Source organism: Nocardioides luteus, from assembly GCF_014648595.1.
GTDB classification, from domain to species: Bacteria; Actinomycetota; Actinomycetes; order Propionibacteriales; family Nocardioidaceae; genus Nocardioides; species Nocardioides luteus.
In genome coordinates this window covers 163,971-186,490 of sequence record NZ_BMRK01000002.1, presented here as the reverse complement: position 1 = coordinate 186,490, position 22,520 = coordinate 163,971, and the positions used below count along the sequence as shown (strand labels likewise).

The window sequence follows — 22,520 nt, the reverse complement described above, 5'->3', positions numbered from 1 at the left end:
GTGCAATGACCTCGGCCCCGACGAAGACCAGGCGTGAGCAGATCCTGGACACCGCGGCCGAGCTGTTCGCCGCGCGCGGCTTCCACGGTGTCTCCGTCTCCGAGCTCGGTGCAGCCTGCGGCATCTCCGGTCCGGCGCTCTACAAGCACTTCCCGAGCAAGGACGCGATGCTCGCCGAGATGCTCGTCTCCATCTCCCAGGAGCTGCTCCGCGAGGGACGAGCCCGGGTGCGCGCCGCGGAGGGCACCACCGCTGCCATCGAGGCGCTGATCGACTGGCATGTCGACTTCGCACTGCGCGACCGAGCGCTGATCGTCGTCCAGGAGCGTGACTGGCAGTCGCTCCCGCGCGAGGCGCGGGACCAGGTCCGCACCCTGCAGCGGAAGTACGTCGACCTCTGGGCCGACCAGCTCCGCGACCGCGACCCGTCGCTGAGCACCGACACCGCTCGCGCGATGGCCCACGGAGTCTTCGGGCTGATCAACTCCACGCCGCACAACCGGGTCCTCCCCGAGGAGGACACCCGCGCCGTGCTCACCCAGATGGCTCGTGCCGCTCTCGGGGGGCTTGTCACGTGAGGTTAATGAACGTTAACCTCTGGCCATGGCGTCGAATCTGCGCGAGCTGACCCTCGAGCTGCGGGAGCGGCTCGAGCGCGTCCGCCAAGGTGGGAGCGAGCGCTCCCGACAACGGCACACCGACCGCGGGAAGCTGCTTCCCCGAGACCGGGTGGACGGGCTCCTCGACCCCGGATCACCGTTCCTGGAGATCAGCCCGCTGGCTGCGTACGGGATGTACGACGACGGCGACGAGTGGGCGGTGCCGTCCGCGGGCGTGATCGCCGGCATCGGGCTCGTGAGCGGCCGCAAGTGCATGGTCGTCGCCAACGACGCGACCGTGAAGGGCGGCACCTACTACCCGCTGACGGTCAAGAAGCACCTGCGCGCGCAGACGATCGCGGCGGAGAACAACCTGCCCTGCATCTACCTCGTCGACTCCGGCGGCGCGTTCCTGCCGAAGCAGGACGACGTCTTCCCCGACCGTGAGCACTTCGGCCGGATCTTCTTCAACCAGGCCAACATGTCGGCTCGCGGGATCCCGCAGATCGCCTCCGTCATGGGCTCGTGCACCGCCGGTGGCGCGTACGTGCCGGCGATGAGCGACGAGACCGTGATCGTGCGCGACCAGGGCACGATCTTCCTCGGCGGGCCGCCGCTGGTGAAGGCGGCCACCGGTGAGGAGGTCACCGCCGAGGAGCTCGGTGGCGGACTCGTCCACGCGACGAAGTCCGGCGTCGTCGACCACCTCGCCGACGACGACAAGCACGCGCTCGAGATCGTCCGCGGGATCGTCTCGACGCTGCCCGAGCAGAAGGTCGCGTCGGGCTCGACCCCCGGGGCGTACGAGGAGCCGCTCGATTCGCCCGAGACACTCGTCGACGTGGTCCCGGCCGACACCAGGACGCCCTACGACGTACGCGAGGTGATCCGCCGCATCGTCGACGGGTCCAAGCTCCAGGAGTTCAAGGCGCTCTACGGCGAGACCCTGGTCTGCGGCTTCGCCCACATCGAGGGCCAGCAGGTCGGCATCGTCGCCAACAACGGCATCCTCTTCTCCGAGTCGGCGCTCAAGGGCGCTCACTTCGTCGAGCTCTGCAACCAGCGCGGCATCCCGCTGGTCTTCCTGCAGAACATCACCGGTTTCATGGTCGGCAAGGAGTACGAGAACCGCGGCATCGCCCGCGACGGCGCCAAGCTCGTCACCGCCGTCGCCTGCTCGGTGGTCCCGAAGTTCACCGTCGTCATCGGCGGCTCCTACGGCGCCGGCAACTACGGCATGTGCGGTCGCGCCTACGACCCGCGCTTCATGTGGATGTGGCCCAACGCGCGGATCTCGGTCATGGGCGGCGAGCAGGCCGCCTCGGTCCTCGCCACGGTCGCCGGCAAGCCGGACGACGAGGAGTTCAAGGCGCCGATCCGGGAGCAGTACGAGACCCAGGGCTCGCCCTACTACGCCACCGCCCGCCTGTGGGACGACGGCATCATCGACCCTGCCGACACCCGCCGGGTGCTGGCGATGGGCCTCGCGGTGGCGGCGAACGCGCCGACCCCCGAGCCCAACTACGGAATCTTCAGGATGTGATGGCCGTGTTCGAGAGTGTTCTGGTCGCCAACCGGGGCGAGATCGCGCGGCGCGTCTTCCGCACGTGCCGCGAGCTCGGCATCCGTACGATCGCGATCTACACCGCGCTCGACGCGGACGCGCCCCACGTACGCGACGCCGACGAGGCCGTCGAGGTCTCCTCCTACCTCGACCCGGACGCGGTCGTCACGGCTGCCGTCGAGGCGGGTGCTGCGGCGATCCACCCGGGCTACGGGTTCCTCTCCGAGCGGGCCGAGTTCGCCCGCGCGGTCGCGAAGGCGGGGCTGACCTGGGTCGGCCCGACGCCCGAGGTGATCGAGCAGATGGGCCGCAAGGACGCTGCCCGGGAGATCGCGGTCGCGGCCGGCGTACCCGTGGTGCCGCGGGGCGAGGACAGTCCGTACCCCCTGCTGGTGAAGGCCGCTGCCGGCGGCGGTGGGAAGGGCATGCGCATCGTCCGTGACGCGGCCGACCTGGACGAGGCCCGCGCCGCGGCCGCCCGGGAGGCGCTGAGCTCGTTCGGCGACGAGACCCTCCTCATCGAGAAGTACGTCGAGCGCGGCCGCCACATCGAGGTTCAGGTCTTCGGCGACACCCACGGCAACGTCGTCCACCTCTTCGAGCGTGACTGCTCGACCCAGCGCCGCCACCAGAAGGTGATCGAGGAGGCCCCGGCGCCGACGCTCACCGACGCGCAGCGCGACCTGGTCCTGACCAGCGCCGTCGCGCTCGCGAAGCAGGTCGGCTACACCGGTGCCGGCACGGTCGAGTTCCTGCTCGACGACGCCACCGGTGACGCCTACTTCCTGGAGATGAACACGCGCCTCCAGGTCGAGCACCCGGTGACCGAGGAGATCACCGGCGTCGACCTGGTCGCACTCCAGCTCCGGGTCGCGGCGGGCGAACCGCTCGGGATCACCCAGGACGACGTACGCGTCGACGGCCACGCCATCGAGGTCCGGGTCTATGCGGAGGACGCATTCGCGGGCTTCCTGCCCCAGGCCGGCCGGACCTCCCTCGTGCGTTGGTCGGAGAACGCCCGCGTCGAGCACGCGCTGGAGAGCGAGCAGGTCGTCAGCACCGCCTACGACCCGATGCTCGCCAAGATCATCGTCCGCGGCTCCGACCGGGAGGCGGCCCGGGCCGCACTGGTCCGGGCGCTCGACGAGACCGCGGTCCTCGGGCTGACCACCAACACCGGCTTCCTGCGCGTGCTGGCCGCCTCCGACGCGTTCCGCGACGCGGAGATCGACACCGCCTGGCTCGACCGCAACGAGGTCGCGGCGCCCGATCCCGAGGTGCCGCGCACGATGGTCGCGTGGGTGAGCGCGATGCTCTCCGCCGTCTCGGACACCACGACGCCGTTCCGCGCCGACGGCTGGCGGCTCGCCGGCCCGGCAGCGCCCACCATCGTCGACCTCGACCGCAGCGTCACCGTCGACCGCCCCTCCGGCCGCGTCGACGACCATGTCGTGCGCCAGATCAGCGCGGCCGACCACGTGCTCGTCGCAGTCGTCGACGGCGTACGTCATCGGGCAGTGGTGAACGTCCAGCCCGGCCTCGCCGAGATCGTCCACCAGGGTCACCGCTTCGACTTCTCCCCGCCCGACCGGGTCGCCGGAGCAGCTGCCCACCACAGCGACGGCGCGGTCGAGGCCAAGATGCCCGGCACGGTCATCGACGTGCGCGTGCAGGTCGGCGACACGGTCGAGGAGGGCCAGGTGCTCGGCGTCCTGGAGGCGATGAAGATGGAGGTCGCCCTCAAGGCCCCGTTCGCCGGCACCGTAACCGTGGTCGGTGCCGGCGCCGGCTCGCAGGTGCCCCTCGGGGCGGAGCTGTTCGTGGTGGAGGCAGCGCATGAGTGACCGCCGCCGACCATGTAACACGTCGTTCGTAGGACTATCCGGTCGTTCGGATAGGGCGAACAGTCCTACGAACAGCGTGTTACGGCTCGAGCCGAGCCCGAAGGAGCCGACCAGATGACCGACCTCCCCGCCGTCGTACGCCACGACGGCCTGCCCGACCGCGTCACGATCTACGAGGTCGGCGCGCGTGACGGTCTTCAGAACGAGAAGACGGCGATCGACACCGGCGTCAAGGCCGACCTGATCACCCGGCTGCTCGAGGCCGGGCTGAGCCCGGTGGAGGCGACCAGCTTCGTCCACCCGAAGTGGGTGCCGCAGCTGGCCGACGCCAAGGAGCTGATGAACGAGCTCGTCGACAGGCTGGGCGACCGGGCGCGCGAGCTCCCCGTGCTGGTGCCCAACGAGAAGGGGCTCGACCGCGCGCTGGAGCTGGGTCTGCGCCACATCGCGGTCTTCGGCAGCGCCACCGAGACGTTCGCCAACAAGAACCTCAATCAGAGCTTCGACGGCCAGTGGGCCATGTTCGAGCCGACGATGACGCGAGCGAAGGACGCCGGGATGACCGTCCGCGGCTACCTCTCGATGTGCTTCGGCGACCCCTGGGAGGGTCAGGTCGAGATCGCCAGGGTGGTCGAGGCCGGCAAGCGGCTGCTCGATCTCGGCGCCGACGAGCTCAGCCTCGGCGACACGATCGGCGTCGCGACCGCCGGCCACGTGAAGGCGCTGATCGCGGCCTTCGCGGAAGAAGGCGTCGCCACCGACCGGCTCGCGCTGCACTTCCACGACACCTACGGGCAGGCGCTGGCCAACACCCTGGCCGGTCTGCAGTGCGGCGTGACCACCTTCGACGCCAGCGCCGGCGGCCTGGGCGGCTGCCCCTACGCCAAGAGCGCGACCGGCAACCTCGCCACCGAGGACCTGCTCTGGATGCTCGACGGGCTCGGGATCGAGCACGGCGTCGATCTCGACGCGGTCGCCGACACCAGCCGCTGGCTCGCCGACCACCTCGGCCGACCGAGCCCTTCCGCCGTGGTGCGTGCCCTGCGCTCCTGACTGGCGCCACGCCCTACACTGCACTCAAGAGTGACGGCCGGGTGACAAAAGGCGGACCGCCGCGACAATCTCTACTAACTTGGTGCAGAATAGCGGGATCATGGCGCGCAAAGTCTTTCTCCACGTCGGCGCCCCGAAGACGGGCACGACGTACCTCCAGGACAGGTTGTTCCACAACCGGGTGTCCTTGGAGAAGCATGGCGTCTTCTATCCGGTCGGCGGCCAGCCCGACTTCTTCCGGCCGGCCCTCGACCTGATCGACCGCCCCTGGGGCGGGATGCGGAAGACCGTCCACGGTGAGTGGGACTCCCTGGTCAGGCGCGTGCGCCGCGACGAGTCCGAGACCATCCTGATCAGCCACCACCTCTTCGCCGGGGCTCGCCCCGACCGGGTCGAGAAGGCGATGACCGATCTCGGCGAGGGCGGGCGCACCGAGGTGCACATCGTCTACACCGTCCGCGACATCGCGCGGGTGCTGGCCGCCGAGTGGCAGGACCAGGTCCAGCGCGAGCGCAAGGTCACCTTCGCGCGCTACCTCGAGCGGATGCAGACGGCGAAGCAGTCGCGCTCGGCCGCCTGGTTCTGGCGTACGCACGGCCTGCCCGACGTGCTCAGCCGTTGGGGTCGCAACCTCCCGCCGGAGCGTGTGCACCTGGTCACGGTGCCCCACGAGGGCGCGCCCAGCGAGGTGCTGTGGCGGCGGTTCTGCGAGGTCGTCGGCATCGACGAGTCCTGGACCCCGGTCGACAGCGACCGCCACAACCAGTCGCTGGGCCGCGCGGAGGCGACGCTGCTGCGCCGGCTCAACGCCCGGCTCGAGGCGCAGGAGCTCCCGCGCGAGGACTACCGCCACCTGGTCACCGACGTGATCGCCAAGCGCACCCTCGCCCACCGCGACGGGCGCGAGCGCGTCACCATGCCGCCGTCCGCCTTCGACTGGGCCGACCAGGTCGCCGACCTCTGGGTCGAGTGGGCCGAGCTGGCCAAGGTCGACGTCTCCGGCGACCTCGACGACCTCCGCCCGCAGCGACCCGACGCCGACGTCGAGTGGATCGACCCGGACGCGCCGCGCCCGAAGGACGTCGCCGATGCCGCGATCGACGCCCTGGTCGCCGTCGTCGTCGAGGCGGCCCGCACCGACCCGCCCCAAGGTCCGGTCGCCGCCCGTGCGGCGCGGGTGATGCGGCGCGTCAAGGGGCGACGCTCCTGATGCCTGCTGGAGCACCCACCAGAGGATGGGGTTGGGCGAGACACCTGCGCGAGGGTGGCACCACCCCGTGGGTCGACTGGTCCGAGCCTGCCGCCCCGTTCACGACCGACCACCTCCCTGGTGCCGAGCTGCTCGAGCTGCTGCGGCGGCTCAACGCGACCGGCCCCTCGGAGCCCGGCCGGGTCGACGCGCTGCTGCGCACCAGCCCGCCCGGCCGCGGCCGGCGCGACCTGCCTCTGGTCGGCGACACCGACAACCGGACGTACGGCCCGCCGCCGGTCGACCCGGCGACCCTGAGGCCGCGCGAGCTGCTGCGCGCGGCGAGCGTGCGGCTCGCCGAGGACCTGCTCGACGCCGGTGCGCCCCCGACGTCGAAGCCGGCCGGTCAGGAACGGCGGAAGCTGCCCTACCGGCTGGTCGGCGCACCCTGGCTGACGCTGCCCATCCGCGAGGAGATGGAGAGGCAGGGGCGGCTTCCGGGCGCCGCGGGCTACACCGTCTACGTCCTCGGCGGACCGCTCGACGAGATCGCCGCTGCCGCCTGGAAGTTCCGCACCTTCACCAACCGGGTCAACCCCTGGTCGATCTGGATGCGCGACGCGCAGTGGCGTGGCTGGCTCGGCCCGCGCGCCGACCTGCCCCGGATCGCCCGCTGGTGGGCCGACCGGGTCGGGAAGGAGCGGGTCGAGATCGTCACCGACCCTGCCCTGCTGCCCGGCCTGCTCGGCGTCGACAGCGTCCCCGGCCCCTGGGCGGTCTCGGCGGAGTCGAACGAGGTGGCCCGCGTGATCGGCCAGGTTCTCAGCGTACGCACCGATCTGAAGGCCCAGCGCCGGCTGCTCATCCACCGCCTGCGACCGCAGCTGGAGAAGCTCGAACCGCTCGTCCCCGATGCCCGCGAGCTCGGCGTCCCAGAAGAAAGTTTGGACTGGGTCGAAGGACAGGCGCGGGGGCAACGTGATGCTTTGCTCGAAGCCGGATACGCTCTCCACGGAGACCCTGACCGGCTGCTCCCCTCGGGGAAGGCGACTCAGGGTCCCGACGAGCGCCGGGCGTTGGCGCTCGCGTTGTCGTTGCTGGCGGGGCATTCCTGAAGGAGTACAACGTGGAGACTGGGCGGCGCGTGCTGCTTCATGTCGGCACCCCGAAGACGGGCACCTCTTATCTTCAGGATGTCCTTTTCCACAACCGGGAGACCCTCGCCGAGCAGGGCGTCCACTACTTCGCGGACCGTTTCGACGCCCACTTCCTGGCCGCCCTCGACCTGATGGACCTGCCCTGGGGCGGCATCGAGGAGGAGGCCACCGGCGCCTGGGACGCGCTCGCCGCGAAGGTGCGTGCGGTCGAGAACGGCACCGTCATCATCTCCCACGAGATCCTCGCCACCGCTTCCTGGCAGCAGGCCAAGCACGCGTTGGAGTCGCTCGGTGAGGACTCCGAGATCCACATCATGCTCTCCGCGCGCGACCTGGCCCGGCAGATCCCGGCCGAGTGGCAGGAGAACGTCAAGCACCGCTCGGTGGTCACCTACGCCGAGTTCCTCGAGGAGATCCGCGACCCCGCCCGCGAGGGCCGCATCGGGTCGTGGTTCTGGGGCGTCCAGGAGCTGCCCGACATCCTCGACCGCTGGACCCAGGGCATCGCGCCCGACCGCGTCCACCTGATCACGGTCCCGCCGCCGGGGTCTCCCTCGACGCTGCTCTGGGAGCGGTTCGCGGCGGCCTTCGGCCTCGACGACGTGACCATCGACCTCGAGGGGATCGACCGCGGCAACCCGTCCCTCGGTGTGCCCGAGGCGGCCCTGCTGCGCGAGGTCAACCTGGCGGTGGTGCCGGTGCTCGAACCGGCCGACTACCGACCTTTCGTACGCGAGTTCCTGGCTCACCGCACGCTGGCCAAGCGCCGCGACTCCGCGCGCCTGGCGCTCTCCCCGGACATCCTGCCGTGGGTCGAGTCGCTCTCCGAGAGCTGGGTCGAGGCGCTCTCGGGTCGCGGCTACGACGTGGTCGGCGGTCTCGACGAGCTGCTCGTCCCCTCCGATCTGGCCGGCAAGCCGTTCGTCGACCCCGACAACATCCCGGCCCGCCAGGTCCTCGACGTAGGCGTCGCCACCATCGAGGCGCTGCTCCAGGAGGCCATCCGGCTGCGCACCTCCGAGGCGCGCCTGGAGGAGGAGGTGGCCGAGCTCCACGCCGAGCTCGAGCACACCCGCTCGCTGGTGCCCAAGGAGCGGGCGCGCGAGGGTCTCGAGCGCCGCTGGTGGGGTCGCGCGATGCTGAAGGTCTACCGGCTCGTACGCCGCCGCTGACGCCCGGCGCTCAGCGGTTGTCGCTCCGTCGCGGCAGCAGCTCGCGGGAGACGTAGCGACCGATCTGGTAGGTCATCCAGCCGTCGGCCCCGGCGCCGACGACGCCGCCGACCAGCGGGACGCGCTTGGCGGCCATGGAGATCATGCCGCGACCGGTGACGCGGCTGAGCAGCTCCTGGGCCACCTCCGAGGCGACGGTGTCGTCGATCGAGCGGTCGTAGGCCGGAGCGGTCGCGACCGCCATCGGCGGAGCCGGGATCTTCTTCGCCTTGATCTGCTTGCCGACCTTCTCCTCGCTCAGCAGGGTGAGCAGGATGGCGTTGCGTACGCGCGGGTCGGTCAGGTCGTAGCCGCGCAGATGGGCGATCACGGCCACCATCCGGCACTGGATGATCGCGATGCCGGTGATGTTGGCCGGCAGCGTCACGGCCTGGGTGACCAGGCCGCCGATGTTGGTCGCGAAGCCGCCCACGCCGGCCATCCGCACGTGGTTGTCGATGACCTGCTTCACCGCGGCCTCGACGTCGCCGTCCTGCTTCTCGAGGTGCTTCTCCGCGGCCGCGGCGGCGCCCGGGAGCGGCCCGATGCCGGCGATCGCGTGGTGGAGAGCCTGCCGGACCACCGGGGTGGTCACACCCGGGGCGGACTCGATGACCTTGGGCGCGAGGCGGCCAGCCGCACTGGTGAGCACTGACTTGGGACCGATCATGGGGCAAATCCTAAGTGTGTGGTGGTTGAGGTGGTGCGGGGCGATAACGTTTCGTCGTGGCGAATCTTGGGGGTCCGATCGAACCGGAGCCGTCGCCGTGGGCCTTCGCCGACCTTCGTGACCACGGTGGGGGTACCCGCGGATCGGACGGACTCGACGACCTGGTGGGGATGGGCGCGGACGTCGCGCCCGGGACGCTCCTGGCTGCGTACCGGCACGGCATCTTCCCGATGCCCGGTGAGTCCCCGCGCGACCCGATGATGTGGTTCTCGCCGGTCATGCGCGGCGTGCTCCCGCTGGACGGGCTCGTCGTCTCGCGGTCCCTGCGCCGGTCCGTACGCGACTTCGAGATCCGGATCGACACCAGCTTCGACGAGGTGGTGGCCGCGTGCGCGGACCCGCGCCGACCGCACGGCTGGATCGACAAGCGGATCCGTCGCGCCTACGGCAACCTCCACCGGCTCGGTTGGGCCCACTCGGTCGAGGCCTGGCAGGACGACCGCCTGGTCGGCGGGCTCTACGGCGTCGCGATCGGTGGGCTCTTCGCGGGCGAGTCGATGTTCCACCGCGTCCGCGACGCGTCGAAGGTCGCCCTGGTCGGCCTGGTCTCCGCCCTGCGCGAGGCGGGCTCGATCGACCAGCGACTGCTGGACGTGCAGTGGCGCACCGACCATCTGGCCTCGCTCGGCGTGGTCGAGATGCCGCGCAACGACTACCTCGACCGCCTGGAGAAGGCGCTCAGGCTGCCTCTCCCGGAGGCGTTCGGCGGTCCGCCGGCTGACGAGAGCTAGAGGACGTATGCGTCGGCGCCGGTCTCGCTGACCATCGGCCGTCCGGCGGCGGCCCAGTCGAGCATGCCGCCGGCGAGGTTGACCACCTCGAAGCCCTGCTGGGCGAGGTAGTTCACCGCCTGGGCGCTGCGTCCGCCGACCTTGCAGACCACCAGGGTCTGGCCCTTGGGCAGCTCACCGAGGCGGGCGGGGAGCTCCGAGAGCGGGATGTGGGTCGCACCCTCGATGTGGCCCGCAGCCCATTCGTCGTCCTCGCGGACATCGAGGACTGCGACGGGCAGGGGATCGGGCACGCCGGCGATCTCGACGGTGGGGATGGTCACCAGTCAAGACTACTTGAGAAGACGTGACATCCGGCGATCCGCGAGCGGTTTACCGCCGGTCTGGCAGGTGGGGCAGTACTGCAGGCTGGAGTCGGCGAAGCTGACCTCCAGGACCGTGTCGCCGCAGACCGGACACTTCTTGCCGGCCTTGCCGTGGACGGCGAGGTTGGACTTCTTCTCGCCCTTGAGCTCGCTCATCGCCAGGCCGGAGTCGCGGGCGACGGCCTCCTGGAGGGTCGTCCGCAGCGCGGTGTAGAGGCTCTCCGACTCCTCGTCGGTCATCTCGGCGGGCTTGAACGGCGACATCTTCGCCGCCCACAGGATCTCGTCGGAGTAGGCGTTGCCGATGCCGGCGATGATCGACTGCATCCGCAGCACGCCCTTGATCTGCTTGCGTCCCTGGCCGGCGAGGATCTCGCGGAACCGGGTGAGGGTGAAGTCGTCGGCGAGCGGGTCCGGGCCCAGCGAGGCGACGCCCGGCACGTCCTGCGGGTCGTGGACGACGTAGAGCGCCAGCCGCTTCTTGGTGCCACCCTCGGTGATGTCCAGGCCGGTGTCGTCGTCGAGCACCACCCGGATCGCCAGGCCGGACTTCGAGCCGGGCCGAGGGGGCGTCGCCGGCACCTCGTCGCGCCAGCGGATCCAGCCGCCGCGCGCCAGATGGAGCACGAGGTGGACACCGCTGGCCTCGATGTCGATGAACTTGCCGTGGCGGCTGACGTTGTCGACGAGCGTGCCCTCGACCGCGGTGATCGGCGGGTCGTAGGTCTTCAGCGCGCTGAACTGGGCGACGTGCACCTTCGTGATCGCGCGGCCGTCGAGGCGCCCGCGCAGGTCCTCGGCGAGCGCTTCCACCTCGGGGAGTTCCGGCATGTCGGCGAGTCTATGTCGTGAGGCTTGCGTGCGGGGCGGGATTGCCGCTAACATCGAACACACGTTCGAGGATAGCCATCGATCGCGGAGTCTTCGGCTTTCTAGGAATGCTCTTAGAGAACCGAATAAAGACCTACGCTCGGAAAGATGTGGCTCGCTAGCGAAATCTAAGACGCGCCCTATATATGTGGATATCGTCTGATCATGGACCCGATCCGCAATCCGTACGCGCCCGGCGCCGGTCAGCGGCCCCCGGAGCTGGCTGGTCGCAACGAGCAGCTCGGGCAGTTCGACGTGGTGCTGGAGCGGGTGGCGCGCGGGCGTCCGGAGCGTTCCCTGGTGCTCACCGGCCTGCGCGGCGTCGGGAAGACGGTCCTGCTCAACACGCTCCGCTCGGCGGCGGTCCGCAAGGGCTGGGGCACCGGGAAGATGGAGGCGCGGCCCGACCAGTCGCTTCGCCGGCCGCTGTCGAGCGCCCTGCACCAGGCGGTGCGCGAGCTCGGCCACCCGAGTGCCGACGACGTCGACCACGTCCTCGGCGTGATCCGCAGCTTCGCCCAGCGCGAGGCCGGCCCCAACGCCAAGCTGCGTGAGCAGTGGTCGCCCGGCATCGAGGCGCCGGCGGTGCGCGGCCGGGCCGACTCCGGCGACGTCGAGATCGACCTGGTCGAGCTGCTCACCGACGTGGGTGGGCTCGCCGCCGACGTCGGCAAGGGGGTCGGCGTCTTCATCGACGAGATGCAGGACCTCGGCCCCGACGACGTCTCGGCGATGTGCGCCGCCTGCCACGAGATCAGCCAGTCCGGGCTGCCGGTGATCGTCGTCGGTGCCGGCCTGCCCCACCTGCCGGCCGTTCTCTCGGCCAGCAAGTCCTACTCCGAGCGGCTCTTCTCCTACCAGCGCATCGACCGTCTCGAGCGCGACGCCGCCGACCGTGCGCTCGCCGCCCCGGCAGGCGAGGAGGACGCCGAGTTCGAGGCCGACGCCCTCTCCGAGATGTACGCGGCGACCGGAGGCTACCCCTACTTCATCCAGGCCTACGGCAAGACCGTGTGGGACCAGGCGCCGCGCTCGCCGATAACAGCCGAGGACGTCAAGGTCGCCGCCCCCGAGGCCGAGCGCGAGTTGGCCGTCGGCTTCTTCGGGTCCCGCTACGAGCGGGCCACGCCCGCGGAGCGCGACTACCTGCGGGCGATGGCCGACGCGGCCGTCGAGCTCGGTGCCGACGACATCGGCACCGTCGCGACCGCTGATGTCGCTGCGTACCTGAACAAGAAGCCGCAGTCCCTCTCCCCGGCGCGCGACGCGCTGATGAAGAAGGGCCTGATCTACTCCGGTGAGCGTGGCCGGATCGCGTTCACCGTCCCTCACTTCGGGCGGTATCTGCGTCAGCAGGGCTGAGCGGTTCGGGCCACATTTCGTCCACAGCTGGCGGTCGTTCGACGTGTAACACGTCGTTCGTAGGACTACTCGCCCTATCCAATAGGGCGAGTAGTCCTACGAACAGCGTGTTACATGCCCCCGGTCCCGCTCGCCATCGGCGGCCTGCGTTCGGTGCGCTGAGCCTCCCGGTTCTGCATCGCTGCTGATCTACGGTGGTGACGTACGCGCCGAGAAGGAGGCCGCATGTCGACCATCGCCGAGCAGATCGTGTCCACCTTGTCCGCCAGCGGCGTGAGCCGCGTCTACGGGATTCCGGGCGACTCGCTCAACGCGTTCACCGACGCGCTCCGCAAGAACGGAGGCATGAGCTGGGTCCACGTACGTCACGAGGAGGCCGCTGCGTTCGCGGCGGCCGCCGACGCGGCCACGACCGGCGAGCTCGCGGTGGTGGCCGGGAGCTGCGGTCCGGGCAACCTCCACCTGATCAACGGTCTCTACGACGCCAACCGCTCGCGGGTGCCGGTGCTCGCGATCGCCGCGCACATCCCGACCTCCGAGATCGGCACGGGCTACTTCCAGGAGACCCATCCGCAGGAGCTGTTCCGGGAGTGCTCGGTCTACACCGAGTACGTCGCCCAGCCGAGCCAGATGCCGCACGTGCTCGAGATCGCGATGCGTACCGCCGTGGAGAAGCAGGGCGTGGCGGTGCTCGTGATCCCCGGCGACGTCGCGCTCGCCGAGGCCGAGACCGAGCGGGCGGTCGCGATCCGCCCGACGCGATCCCGGGTCCTTCCGGCCGAGGACGAGGTCGCGCGGGCGGCCGAGGTGCTCAACGCGGGCGAGCGGGTCACCATCCTCGCCGGCGCGGGCTGCGCCGGTGCCCACGCCGAGGTGGTCGCGCTCGCCGAGACGCTCGGCGCCCCGGTGGTTCATGCGCTCCGCGGCAAGGAGCACCTGGAGTACGACAACCCCTACGACGTCGGGATGACCGGCCTGCTGGGCTTCGCCTCCGGCTATCGCGCCATGGACCGCGCCGACACGCTGCTCATGCTCGGCACCGACCTGCCCTACCGGCAGTTCTTCCCCAAGCACGCCAAGACCGTCCAGGTCGACGTACGCGGCGAGCAGCTCGGGCGGCGGCACCCGATCGACGTCGGACTGGTGGGGACCGTCAAGGACACCGCGGAGATGCTGTTGCCGCTGCTCGAGAAGAGCCGCGACCGGCGCCACCTGGACGACTCCCTCGACCACTACCGCCGGACCCGCACCAAGCTCGACGAGCTGGCTACGCCGTCGAAGGGCAAGGCGGCGATCCATCCGCAGTACCTCGCCCGGCTGGTCGACGAGGCCGCCGCCGACGACGCGGTCTTCATCCCCGACGTCGGCTCACCGGTGGTGTGGGCGGCGCGCTATCTCACCATGAACGGCCGCCGGCGGCTGATCGGATCCTTCGCCCACGGCTCGATGGCCAACTCGCTCTCCCAGGCGGTCGGCGCCCAGGTCGCCCACCCCGACCGGCAGATCGTCGCGCTCGCCGGTGACGGTGGGCTGACCATGCTGCTCGGCGAGCTCGTGACGCTCGTCCAGAACCGGCTCCCGGTCAAGCTGATCGTCTTCAACAACTCCTCGCTCAACTTCGTCGAGCTGGAGATGAAGGCCGCCGGCTTCGTCACCTACGGCACCGATCTGGCCAACCCGAACTTCGCCGACGTGGCCCAGGCGATGGGCATCCACGCGCGCCGCGTCGAGCGCTCCGACGAGCTTCCCGACGCGGTCGCCGACATCCTGGCCCACGACGGGCCGGCGCTGCTCGACGTCGTCACCGAGCGTCAGGAGCTCTCCATCCCGCCCAACATCACCGCCGAGCAGCTCAAGGGCTTCACCCTCTACGCGCTGCGGTCGGTGATGTCGGGTCGGGGTGACGAGCTGATCGACCTCAGCAAGGCCAACCTGCGACAGCTGTTCTAGATGATTGATGCGCGCGGTGGCGTCGCGTAGCAGGTCAGCCCGTGCATCAATCGTCTAGCGGTCGCGTCCGGCGGTCTCGAGCAGGCGCAGCCAGATCTCGCTCATCGTCGGGTAGGCCGGGACCGCGTGCCAGAGCCGGTCGAGCGGCACCTCGCCGACGACCGCGATGGTGGCGGCGTGGAGCATCTCGGCGGTGTCAGGGCCGACCGCGGTGAAGCCGACCAGGACCTTGCGCTCCTCGTCGAGGACCATCCGGGCGTGACCGGTGTAGCCGTCGGCGTGCAGGGACGCACCGGCGATCGAGCCGAGGTCGAAGTCGACGACGCCGACCTCGATGCCGGCCGCCTCGGCCGACTCCGCGGTGTGGCCGACGGCGATGACCTCGGGGTCGGTGAAGATCACCTGGGTGACGGCCTGCTCGTCCGCGGTGGCGGCGTGGCGGCCCCACTTGCTCAGGTCGGGCTCGTCGCCGCGGGCGCGTGCCGCGATCAGGTCACCCAGTGCGCGGGCCTGGTACTTCCCGTGGTGGGTCAGCAGCGCCCGGTGGTTGACGTCGCCGGCGGCGTAGAGCCAGCCGCTCTCGAGCTGGCCGTCGCCACCGACCACGGCCAGCGCGTCGTCGACCTCCAGCCAGCTGCCGGGCTCGAGGCCGACGTGCTCGAGGCCGAGGTCCTTCGTGTTCGGCACCCGGCCGGTCGCGACGAGAACCTCGTCGGCGGTCACCTCGGTGTCGTCGGAGAGGGTCAGGTGGACCTCGCCGGAGTCGTCGCGGCGTACGTCGACAGCGTCCACGTCGACGTGGAGCGTGGCGCCGTTCTCGCGGAGCGTGTCGGCGACCTGCTCACCCGCGAACTCCTCGACGCTCGGCAGGAGCCGGGTGCGGGAGACGAGGGTGACGAGGGAGCCGAGCGCGGTGAAGGCGCTGGCCATCTCGGCGCCGACGACGCCGCCGCCGATGATCGCGAGCCGGTCGGGGACGGACGTGGCCCCGGCGGCCTCGCGGTTGGTCCACGGGTTGGCGTCGGCCAGGCCGGAGACCGGCGGGATGAGGGCGGCGCTTCCGGTGGCGACGACCACCGCGTGACGCGCCTTCAGGGTCGTCGTGGCGCCGTCGTCGGTGGTGGCCGTGACGGTGCGGGTGCCGGTGATCCGGCCGTGGCCGCGGACCAGCGTGATCCCGGCGCTGTCGAGCCACTCGACCTGGCCGGAGTCGTCCCAGCTCGAGGCGAACTGGTCGCGTCGGGTGAAGACCGCCGAGGGGTCGAGGGTGCCGGTGATCGCCTTGCCTGCGGCCGGGAGAGCGCGCGCTGCACGCAACACGGCGGCGTCGCGGAGGAGCGCCTTGGTCGGCATGCAGGCCCAGTAGGAGCACTCGCCGCCGACGAGCTCGCGCTCGACGATCGCCGCGGTGAGACCGCCCTGGACGGCCCGGTCGGCGACGTTCTCACCGGTCGGTCCGCCGCCGATGATGATGACGTCGACGGTGAGTTCGTTGCTCGTGCTCGTCATGTCAGTCGACCTTACTCGCGCGCTGGCGCAGGCGGATGGCGGAAACCAGGAAGAAGATGCCGCCGAGGGTGGCGTAACCGGCGACGCCGGTGACCGAGGCGTTCGGGCCGGCGGCCATCAGGATGAAGCCGATGCCGGCGAAGACGGAGATGCCGCCGCTGAGGATCATCGCCCACTGACCACCGAGCCGGTAGCGCCGGATCGCGACGATGAGCTGGACCAGGCCGGCGGTGATCGCCCAGGCGCCCCACACCCGCAGGATGCCGGGGATGCCGGAGGTCGCGGCCACGGCGACGCCGATGGCGGTGAGCAGGCTCAGCGCCATGTTGATGTAGAGGAGTACGCGGGGGCCGTTGGCGCCCGAGGTGCGGAAGTCGACCACGGCGGCGGCGACGTCGAAGAGCGGGTAGATCACCAGCAGCACGACGCTCGCGGGGTTCAGGGTCGAGGCGGTGAGCGCCACCAGGACGGCCCAGACGATCGCGAAGCCGAAGCGGACGAAGTACAGCTTCGGCAGGCCGCCGGAGGGAGTGGACAGTGTGCCGGCGTGACCGGTCTCTACGGAGGTGGACATCAGATCCCTTTCTCGGATCAACGCGGGAGACAGAACGATCGTTCTACCTGTGTCTCCGAGTGTGCACCAGGGCCCGGAGAAATGCAATACCGATCGTTCTATCTGCTAGCGTGGAGACACGAGAACGAGAGGGAGGGTGCATGTCTGAGGCCCGAGACAGGCTGCTGGCGACGGCGAGCAGGCTCTTCTACACCGAGGGACTGCATGCGGTGGGGGTGGACCGTGTGATCGCGGAGGCGCAGGTCACGCGGGCGACCCTCTATCGACACTTCCGCAGCAAGGACGAGCTCGTCGTGGCGTACCTGACGCAGGCCGACGAGGCCCTTCGCGCGCGTTTCGACGCCTCACGGGCGGAGGTGGACGATCCCGACGAGCTCATCCGGACCGTTGGCCGGTCGATCGCGGGCGACATCCGGAGCGATGGTTTCCGTGGCTGCGCGTTCCTCAATGCTGCGGCCGAGTACCCCGATCCGGAGCACATCGTCCACCGGGCGGTGCTCGAGCACCGCGACTGGTTCCAGACCACGATGACCGAGCTCTTCGCCGAGACCGGGAAGCCGGACCCGGACTACGCCGGGCGCCACTTCGTGATGATGCGCGACGGTGCCATGGCGGCCGGCTGCCTGACGGACCCGGCTCCGGTGTGCGAGACCTTCCTGCGGGGGCTCGAGGGGCTGCTCACGTTCCGGAGCGGCCTCGAGGCCGAGGTCTAGCCCGGCTGGGTCTCGACAGGCTCGACCATCGGGGCGCGGTGGTCGAGCCTGTCGAGACCGTGTCGGGGACGCAGGAGTCAGCTCACGCCGTTGTCGGTGAGGAACTCCTTGGCGACGGTGGCGGGGTCGGCCTTGTCCACCTGGACCTTCGCCAGCGCCTCGGCGAGGTTCTCGGTGGTGAGCGCCTCGGAGACCGCGTTGAGCGCGTTCTCGGCGTCGTCGGTGAGCGCCTCGGAACGGATCAGCGGGACGACGTTCTGGGAGAGGAAGACGTTCTTCGGGTCCTCCAGGACGACCCAGCCGTTGGTCGGGATCGCCGAGTCGGTGGAGAAGACGTTGGCGACGTCGACGTCGCCCTTCTTCAGCGCGGCGGTCGTCAGCGGGCCGCCGGAGTCGAGCGGCTTGAACTCCTTGAAGGTCACCCCGTAGACCTTCTCGAGCCCGACCATGCCCTGGTAGCGCTCCTTGAACTCCGGGCCGGCGCCGAGGGTGAGCTCCTCGGCGACCGGAGCGAGGTCCTCGATGCTCTTCAGGGAGTGCTTCGTCGCGGTCTCCTTGGAGACGGTGAGGGTGTCCTTGTCCTCGGCCTCCGACTGCGGCAGCGTCTCGGTGCCGTCGGGGAGGACCTCCTGGAGCGCCTCGTAGACGTCCTCGGGCGCGGAGACGCTCTCGGGCACGCCGTCCGGCTTGAGGTAGGCCAGCAACGCTCCGTTGTATTCGGGCAGCAGATCGATGTCACCGCTCTTGAAGGCCTCCATGTAGACCTCGCGGGAGCCGATGTTGGGCTTGGTCTTCACCTCGACGCCCTCGCCCTCGAGGGCCTGGGCGTACATCTGCATCAGCAGCTCGCTCTCCGGGAAGTTCGCCGAGCCGACGACGATCGTGTCGCCGCCGGCCTCGGAGCCGGAGTCGAGCGGGTCACCGCCGCCGCAGGCGGTCAGTGAGCCCGCCACGGCGATCGTCGCGAGCAGGTACGCGGTGGTGCGGGTTCTGCGGGACATTGAGATACCTCTCGAGTGGCGTGATGCTGAGTCGGGTTCGTTGTGGCTCGAGCTCTGGATTGGTCAGGCGGTGCTGCTGATCGGTTCGGCAGGCCGGTTCGTGGTCGGGCTGTTGTCGGCGCCGCGGCCGTCGACCCCGGGAGACACGAGCAGGCGCTGTGCCCCAGCGAGCACCAGGTCGATCACCACGGCGAGCACGGCGAGCACCACCGCGCCGGCGACCACCTGGTCGTACTGGAGCGTCGCCAGGCCGTCGAAGAGGTAGCGGCCGAGGCCGCCCAAACCTGCGTACGCGGCGATGGTGGCGGTCGAGACTACCTGGAGGGAGGCGTTGCGGAGGCCGCCGATGATGATCGGCAGCGCGATCGGGACCTCGACGCGCCAGGCGATCTGGGACTCCGTCATGCCCACCCCTCGGGCCGCGTCGACGGTCTCGTCGGGGACCGAGCGGATCCCTGCGTACGTGGTCGCGAGGATCGGCGGGATGGCGAGCACGACCAGGGCGATGGTCACCGGGACCAGGCCGATCCCGACCAGGGCGAGCATCAGCATGAGCACGCCGAGAGTGGGCAGTGCGCGGCCGGCGTTGCCGAGGTTGATCGCGATCAGCGCGCCGCGGCCGGTGTGGCCGATCAGCAGACCGATCGGGAACGCGACCAGCGCGGCGATGGCCAGGGCGAGCGCGGTGTAGCCGAGGTGCTCGAGGATGCGCTGCGGGAAGCCGTCGGGGCTGGTCAGGGACCAGTTGGCGGCATCGAGGAGGTAGTCGAGACTCATCGTCCACCCGCTCTCGCCCACGGGGTGATCCCGCGCTGGACGGCGACGATGAGCACGTCGGCGACGACCGCCAGGGCGACCGAGAGGACCAGCCCGATCACGATCGGCGGCAGGTAGAAGCCGAGCTGGAAGCCGCGGGTGAAGAGCTGCCCGAGCCCGCCGATGCCGATCAGCGCGGCGACGCTGACCATGCTCACGTTGGCGACCGTCGCGACTCGCAGGCCGGTCAGGACGACCGGCATCGCCAGCGGCAGCTGGACGGTGAACCAGCGGCGCAGCGGCCGGTAGCCCATCGCCGTGGCCGCCTGCAGGACCGTGGTGTCGACGGCGTCGAGCCCGTCGGCGGTGGTGCGTACGAGCAGGGCGAGCGAGTAGAGAGTGAGGGCGATGACCACGTTGGTCGGGTCGAGCACGCTGGTGCCGAGGACGCCCGGGAGGAGCAGGAGCAGCGCGAGCGACGGGACCGTGTAAACGACGCTGCCGGTGGTGAGCGCGACGTGGCGCACCGGGAGGTAGCGGTGGACCAGCGCGCCCAGCGGCAGCGCGAGGACGAACGCGATCGCGACCGGCAGCAGCGCGAGCCAGATGTGTTGGACGAGTGCGGTGAGGACGCTGCTGCCGTTGGTCTCGAGATAGTTCCAGATCTCGCTCACCCGGCCTCCGCCTCCTCGACCTGGTCCTGGGTCAGCGCCGCCAGCCGCTCCCGCTGCTGGGTGCGTACGCGGCCGGCCAGGTCCTCGACGAGGACGAGCCCGTCGGCACGACCGTGCTCGTCGACCCGCACCGCGGCGCCCGCGGGCGAGAGGATGACCAGGTCGGTGATCGTGCGGAGGTTGGCGCCGTCGCTGAAGGTGCCCTCGGTCGGCAGGAGACCGTCCGGACCGCGCCAGCCGACGGGCCGGCCGTCGGCGTCGAGCTCGAGGGTGAGCCCGTCGACGGTGTGGCCGACCGGCTTGAGCGCGATCTCGGCACCGTCGGCGAACCCGAGGCCGCGGAAGCCGCGGTCGCGGCCGACAAGCGAGGAGACGAAGTCGTCGGCCGGGACGGCGAGGAGGTCGGCCGGTGCGGCGTACTGGGCCAGCCGGGCACCCTGCGCGAAGACGGCGACCTTGTCGCCGAGCCGGATCGCCTCGTCGATGTCGTGGGTGACCAGCACGATCGTCTTGCCGAGATCTCCCTGCAGCCGGAGCAGCTCCTGCTGCAGGTCGTCGCGGACGACCGGGTCGACGGCCGAGAACGGCTCGTCCATGAGCAGCACCGGCGGGTCGGCCGCGAGCGCCCGGGCGACGCCGACGCGCTGCTGCTGTCCGCCGGAGAGCTGGGACGGGTAGCGGTCGCCGAGGTTGGCCGAGAGCCCGACCCGTTCGAGCAGCTCACGCGCGCTCGCGCGCGCCTCGCGCCGGGAGACGCCCTGCAGGACCGGCACGGTGGCGACGTTGTCGAGGACGGTGCGGTGCGGGAAGAGCCCGGCGCCCTGGATGACGTAGCCGATACCGCGGCGCAGGTCGGCGTCTGGCCGGCTGGTGACGTCGTCGCCGTCGATCAGGATCCGTCCCGAGGTCGGCTGGATCATCCGGTTGATCATCCGCAGCGCGGTCGTCTTGCCGCACCCGGAGGGCCCGACGAAGACGGTGATCCGGCCGGTCTCGACCTTCAGTGAGAGATCTTCCACGGCCACTGTGCCGTCCGGATAGCGCTTGGTGACGCCTTCGAACTCGATCACAGCCACCGCTCCTGTCTGTCGTTCATCTGCGGACGCTGCTGCACAAGATCCCCAGCCTGCCAGATCCGGTGAAGGATCAGAAGATATTAAACGGATCGTCAAGGTGGGGTTTGCCGTCCCGGCCGCGCTCCCCGATGCTTGAAATGTGCCACATCTGCCCCGCTCTGTCGGCGAACCGGGTCTGATTGCCCGCGATGTCGCCGCCTTCGCCCTCGGAGCGCTCGATCTGGACGTACGCCTCACCGCGGACGACCTCGCCCGGCTGGGTGCCGCACATGAACGACTGAAGGTGGCGGTCGACCAGGGCGAGGTCTACGGCCTGACCACCGGGGTCGGCGCGCTGCGCACCGTCGACCTCGACACCCGCGGCACCCCGACCCTCCGCCTCTGGCGCAGCCACGCCGGCGGGACCGGCGCCGCGCTCGGTGACGCGGAGGCCAGGGCGACGATGCTCGTACGCCTCCACCAGCTGCTCCGCGGAGGGGCGGGCGTGACGCCCGACCTGACCGCCGGGCTCGCCCGGGCCGTCGAGGCTGGGGCGGTGCCGACGCTGCGCGACCACGGCGGTCTCGGCACCGGCGACCTCACCGTCCTGGCGCAGCTCGGGCTCACCCTCGCCGGCGAGCTGCCGTGGCGCTCGGGCGGCGCTCCGGTGGTCGAGCCCGCCGACACCGACGGGCTGGGGTTCCTGAGCAGCAGCGCGGCCACCATCGCGGTCGCGTCCCTGGCCGTGGTGCGTCTGGCGGACCTGTTGCGCGCCGCCGAGCAGGTCGCGGCGCTCTCCCACCTGGCGCTGCGCGGGTCGGTGGCGGCGTACGACGCCCGGGTGCTGGCGGCGAAGGATGACCCGTTCGCTGCGGCGGTGGCGGCGCGGATGCGGTCGCTGCTCGACGGCCCGGATGGGCAGCAGCGCGAGCCGGCACGGCTGCAGGACCCGTTCGGGCTGCGGGCGCTGCCCCAGGTGCACGGTGCGGCGGAGGCGGCGGTGGCCGCCGCCGAGCAGGTGCTGGCCGGTGAGATCGGGGCGAGCGCGGAGAACCCGCTGGTGCCTGCCGACGACGACCACGTCCTGCACCACGGCCAGTTCATGACCCAGCGGCTGGCCTCGGTGCTCGACGCCCTCCGCGCCGCCCTGCCGCCGGTGCTCGCGCTCTCGCACGCCCGCCTCTCGGCGCTGCTCGACGCCCGCCTGACCGGGTTGCCGGCCTTCCTCGCCGACGGCCCGTCCGGGTCGTCGGGGCTGATGATCGCCGAGTACGTCGCCGCCGACCTGTACGCCCGAGCGAGCACGCTGAGCGCGCCCGTGACGGCGGGACGTACCGTCCTCTCGCTGGGGCTCGAGGAGCACGCCAGCCACTCGACCTGGTCGGCCAGGCTCTGCGCCGACCTCGCCGACCTGGTGCCGTCGCTGCTGGCCTGCGAGCTGGTGACCGCGGTGCGCGCGCTGCGGATCGCGCCCGACCGAGCGCTGGGGGCGGCCGCGGCGGGGCTGCTCGAGCGCTGCGACTGGGAGCACGTCGCGCCCGACCACGTCCTGGGACCCGAGCTCGAGGCCGCGGCGGTGGTGGTCCGCGCCGGATGTGCCCGCCGGTGAGGCA

Annotated in this window: 20 protein-coding genes and 1 pseudogene; 12 read left to right on the top strand and 9 right to left on the bottom strand. The window is 70.8% G+C overall.

Annotation, left to right across the window (positions count from 1 at the left end; all coding sequences use genetic code 11):
- Positions 1-5: 5 nt before the first annotated feature.
- The 7 genes from IEY81_RS03320 to IEY81_RS03290 all read left to right on the top strand — a co-directional run bounded on the left by IEY81_RS03320 (position 6) and on the right by IEY81_RS03290 (position 8,578).
- Positions 6-578, top strand: a complete 573-nt coding sequence (locus IEY81_RS03320; protein ID WP_189117033.1) for an SACE_7040 family transcriptional regulator — start codon at positions 6-8, stop codon at positions 576-578.
- A 25-nt stretch (positions 579-603) separates the two neighbouring features.
- Positions 604-2,142, top strand: a complete 1,539-nt coding sequence (locus tag IEY81_RS03315; RefSeq protein WP_189117032.1) for a carboxyl transferase domain-containing protein — start codon at positions 604-606, stop codon at positions 2,140-2,142.
- Complete coding sequence (locus IEY81_RS03310; protein ID WP_189117031.1) at positions 2,142-4,007, top strand: acetyl/propionyl/methylcrotonyl-CoA carboxylase subunit alpha; 1,866 nt, start codon at positions 2,142-2,144, stop codon at positions 4,005-4,007. Before IEY81_RS03315 ends, IEY81_RS03310 begins: the two co-directional genes overlap by 1 nt.
- Before the next feature lie 114 nt (positions 4,008-4,121).
- Positions 4,122-5,060 carry a hydroxymethylglutaryl-CoA lyase gene (locus IEY81_RS03305; RefSeq protein ID WP_189117030.1) on the top strand — a complete coding sequence of 313 codons (939 nt, stop codon included), beginning with the start codon at positions 4,122-4,124 and terminating at the stop codon, positions 5,058-5,060.
- Positions 5,061-5,160: 100 nt separating this feature from the next.
- On the top strand, positions 5,161-6,270 hold the full coding sequence (locus IEY81_RS03300; RefSeq protein ID WP_189117029.1) for a hypothetical protein: 1,110 nt from the start codon (positions 5,161-5,163) through the stop codon (positions 6,268-6,270).
- Positions 6,270-7,364, top strand: a complete 1,095-nt coding sequence (locus tag IEY81_RS03295; RefSeq protein ID WP_189117028.1) for a hypothetical protein — start codon at positions 6,270-6,272, stop codon at positions 7,362-7,364. The genes IEY81_RS03300 and IEY81_RS03295 overlap by 1 nt, the downstream gene beginning before the upstream one ends.
- Before the next feature lie 11 nt (positions 7,365-7,375).
- Positions 7,376-8,578, top strand: a complete 1,203-nt coding sequence (locus tag IEY81_RS03290) for a hypothetical protein (protein WP_229787287.1) — start codon at positions 7,376-7,378, stop codon at positions 8,576-8,578.
- Between the two features lie 10 nt (positions 8,579-8,588).
- Here IEY81_RS03290 and IEY81_RS03285 read toward each other — a convergent pair whose 3' ends face one another.
- Positions 8,589-9,287 carry an EcsC family protein gene (locus IEY81_RS03285; RefSeq protein WP_229787285.1) on the bottom strand — a complete coding sequence of 233 codons (699 nt, stop codon included), beginning with the start codon at positions 9,285-9,287 and terminating at the stop codon, positions 8,589-8,591.
- A 56-nt stretch (positions 9,288-9,343) separates the two neighbouring features.
- On the opposite strand from IEY81_RS03285, the gene aat reads away from it, so the two are divergent.
- Positions 9,344-10,078 carry a leucyl/phenylalanyl-tRNA--protein transferase gene (gene aat / locus IEY81_RS03280; protein ID WP_189117027.1) on the top strand — a complete coding sequence of 245 codons (735 nt, stop codon included), beginning with the start codon at positions 9,344-9,346 and terminating at the stop codon, positions 10,076-10,078.
- On the opposite strand, the gene IEY81_RS03275 is transcribed toward aat, so the two are convergent.
- Both IEY81_RS03275 and IEY81_RS03270 read right to left on the bottom strand, forming a co-directional pair.
- Positions 10,075-10,401, bottom strand: a complete 327-nt coding sequence (locus IEY81_RS03275) for a rhodanese-like domain-containing protein (RefSeq protein WP_189117026.1) — start codon at positions 10,399-10,401, stop codon at positions 10,075-10,077. The two genes, aat and IEY81_RS03275, sit on opposite strands and share 4 nt — an antisense overlap.
- Positions 10,402-10,410: 9 nt before the next feature.
- Positions 10,411-11,274: an Fpg/Nei family DNA glycosylase gene (locus IEY81_RS03270; protein ID WP_189117025.1), complete on the bottom strand. Its 864-nt coding sequence runs from the start codon at positions 11,272-11,274 to the stop codon at positions 10,411-10,413.
- Positions 11,275-11,478: 204 nt separating this feature from the next.
- Here IEY81_RS03270 and IEY81_RS03265 point away from each other — a divergent pair, with 204 nt between their 5' ends.
- Positions 11,479-12,675: an ATP-binding protein gene (locus IEY81_RS03265; RefSeq protein WP_189117024.1), complete on the top strand. Its 1,197-nt coding sequence runs from the start codon at positions 11,479-11,481 to the stop codon at positions 12,673-12,675.
- A 225-nt stretch (positions 12,676-12,900) separates the two neighbouring features.
- Positions 12,901-14,625 carry a ubiquinone-dependent pyruvate dehydrogenase gene (poxB, locus tag IEY81_RS03260; protein ID WP_189117023.1) on the top strand — a complete coding sequence of 575 codons (1,725 nt, stop codon included), beginning with the start codon at positions 12,901-12,903 and terminating at the stop codon, positions 14,623-14,625.
- Between the two features lie 54 nt (positions 14,626-14,679).
- Here the strand turns inward: poxB and IEY81_RS03255 are convergent, their stop codons facing one another.
- The gene (locus IEY81_RS03255) at positions 14,680-16,134 is read right to left on the bottom strand and encodes a dihydrolipoyl dehydrogenase family protein (RefSeq protein WP_189117022.1); all 1,455 of its coding nucleotides are present in this window, start codon (positions 16,132-16,134) and stop codon (positions 14,680-14,682) included.
- A gap of 1 nt (position 16,135) precedes the next feature.
- Complete coding sequence (locus IEY81_RS03250) at positions 16,136-16,708, bottom strand: hypothetical protein (protein WP_189117021.1); 573 nt, start codon at positions 16,706-16,708, stop codon at positions 16,136-16,138.
- A 140-nt stretch (positions 16,709-16,848) separates the two neighbouring features.
- On the opposite strand from IEY81_RS03250, the gene IEY81_RS03245 reads away from it, so the two are divergent.
- Positions 16,849-17,421, top strand: a complete 573-nt coding sequence (locus IEY81_RS03245; RefSeq protein WP_189117020.1) for a TetR/AcrR family transcriptional regulator — start codon at positions 16,849-16,851, stop codon at positions 17,419-17,421.
- A 77-nt stretch (positions 17,422-17,498) separates the two neighbouring features.
- Here IEY81_RS03245 and IEY81_RS03240 read toward each other — a convergent pair whose 3' ends face one another.
- From IEY81_RS03240 to IEY81_RS03225, 4 genes and pseudogenes are all read right to left on the bottom strand, one after another.
- Positions 17,499-18,422 (bottom strand): ABC transporter substrate-binding protein, encoded by a 924-nt coding sequence (locus IEY81_RS03240; RefSeq protein WP_189117019.1) that lies wholly within the window; start codon positions 18,420-18,422, stop codon positions 17,499-17,501.
- 63 nt (positions 18,423-18,485) lie between these two features.
- Positions 18,486-19,199, bottom strand: a complete 714-nt coding sequence (locus IEY81_RS03235) for an ABC transporter permease (protein ID WP_189117018.1) — start codon at positions 19,197-19,199, stop codon at positions 18,486-18,488.
- Positions 19,196-19,852 (bottom strand): ABC transporter permease, encoded by a 657-nt coding sequence (locus IEY81_RS03230; protein WP_189117017.1) that lies wholly within the window; start codon positions 19,850-19,852, stop codon positions 19,196-19,198. The genes IEY81_RS03235 and IEY81_RS03230 overlap by 4 nt, the downstream gene beginning before the upstream one ends.
- A 347-nt stretch (positions 19,853-20,199) precedes the next feature.
- A pseudogene (locus IEY81_RS03225) lies at positions 20,200-20,922 on the bottom strand (ABC transporter ATP-binding protein); the annotation flags it as partial.
- A gap of 145 nt (positions 20,923-21,067) precedes the next feature.
- Here IEY81_RS03225 and IEY81_RS03220 point away from each other — a divergent pair.
- Positions 21,068-22,516, top strand: a complete 1,449-nt coding sequence (locus tag IEY81_RS03220; RefSeq protein WP_189117015.1) for an aromatic amino acid lyase — start codon at positions 21,068-21,070, stop codon at positions 22,514-22,516.
- Positions 22,517-22,520: the final 4 nt, after the last annotated feature.

Coding starts and splice junctions, on each gene's coding strand:
- IEY81_RS03320 (WP_189117033.1), top strand. CDS start 6: ATGACCTCGGCCCCGACGAAGACCAGGCGTGAGCAGATCCTGGACACC.
- IEY81_RS03315 (WP_189117032.1), top strand. CDS start 604: ATGGCGTCGAATCTGCGCGAGCTGACCCTCGAGCTGCGGGAGCGGCTC.
- IEY81_RS03310 (WP_189117031.1), top strand. CDS start 2,142: ATGGCCGTGTTCGAGAGTGTTCTGGTCGCCAACCGGGGCGAGATCGCG.
- IEY81_RS03305 (WP_189117030.1), top strand. CDS start 4,122: ATGACCGACCTCCCCGCCGTCGTACGCCACGACGGCCTGCCCGACCGC.
- IEY81_RS03300 (WP_189117029.1), top strand. CDS start 5,161: ATGGCGCGCAAAGTCTTTCTCCACGTCGGCGCCCCGAAGACGGGCACG.
- IEY81_RS03295 (WP_189117028.1), top strand. CDS start 6,270: ATGCCTGCTGGAGCACCCACCAGAGGATGGGGTTGGGCGAGACACCTG.
- IEY81_RS03285 (WP_229787285.1), bottom strand. CDS start 9,287: ATGATCGGTCCCAAGTCAGTGCTCACCAGTGCGGCTGGCCGCCTCGCG.
- IEY81_RS03270 (WP_189117025.1), bottom strand. CDS start 11,274: ATGCCGGAACTCCCCGAGGTGGAAGCGCTCGCCGAGGACCTGCGCGGG.
- IEY81_RS03265 (WP_189117024.1), top strand. CDS start 11,479: ATGGACCCGATCCGCAATCCGTACGCGCCCGGCGCCGGTCAGCGGCCC.
- poxB (WP_189117023.1), top strand. CDS start 12,901: ATGTCGACCATCGCCGAGCAGATCGTGTCCACCTTGTCCGCCAGCGGC.
- IEY81_RS03255 (WP_189117022.1), bottom strand. CDS start 16,134: ATGACGAGCACGAGCAACGAACTCACCGTCGACGTCATCATCATCGGC.
- IEY81_RS03250 (WP_189117021.1), bottom strand. CDS start 16,708: ATGTCCACCTCCGTAGAGACCGGTCACGCCGGCACACTGTCCACTCCC.
- IEY81_RS03245 (WP_189117020.1), top strand. CDS start 16,849: ATGTCTGAGGCCCGAGACAGGCTGCTGGCGACGGCGAGCAGGCTCTTC.
- IEY81_RS03240 (WP_189117019.1), bottom strand. CDS start 18,422: ATGTCCCGCAGAACCCGCACCACCGCGTACCTGCTCGCGACGATCGCC.
- IEY81_RS03235 (WP_189117018.1), bottom strand. CDS start 19,199: ATGAGTCTCGACTACCTCCTCGATGCCGCCAACTGGTCCCTGACCAGC.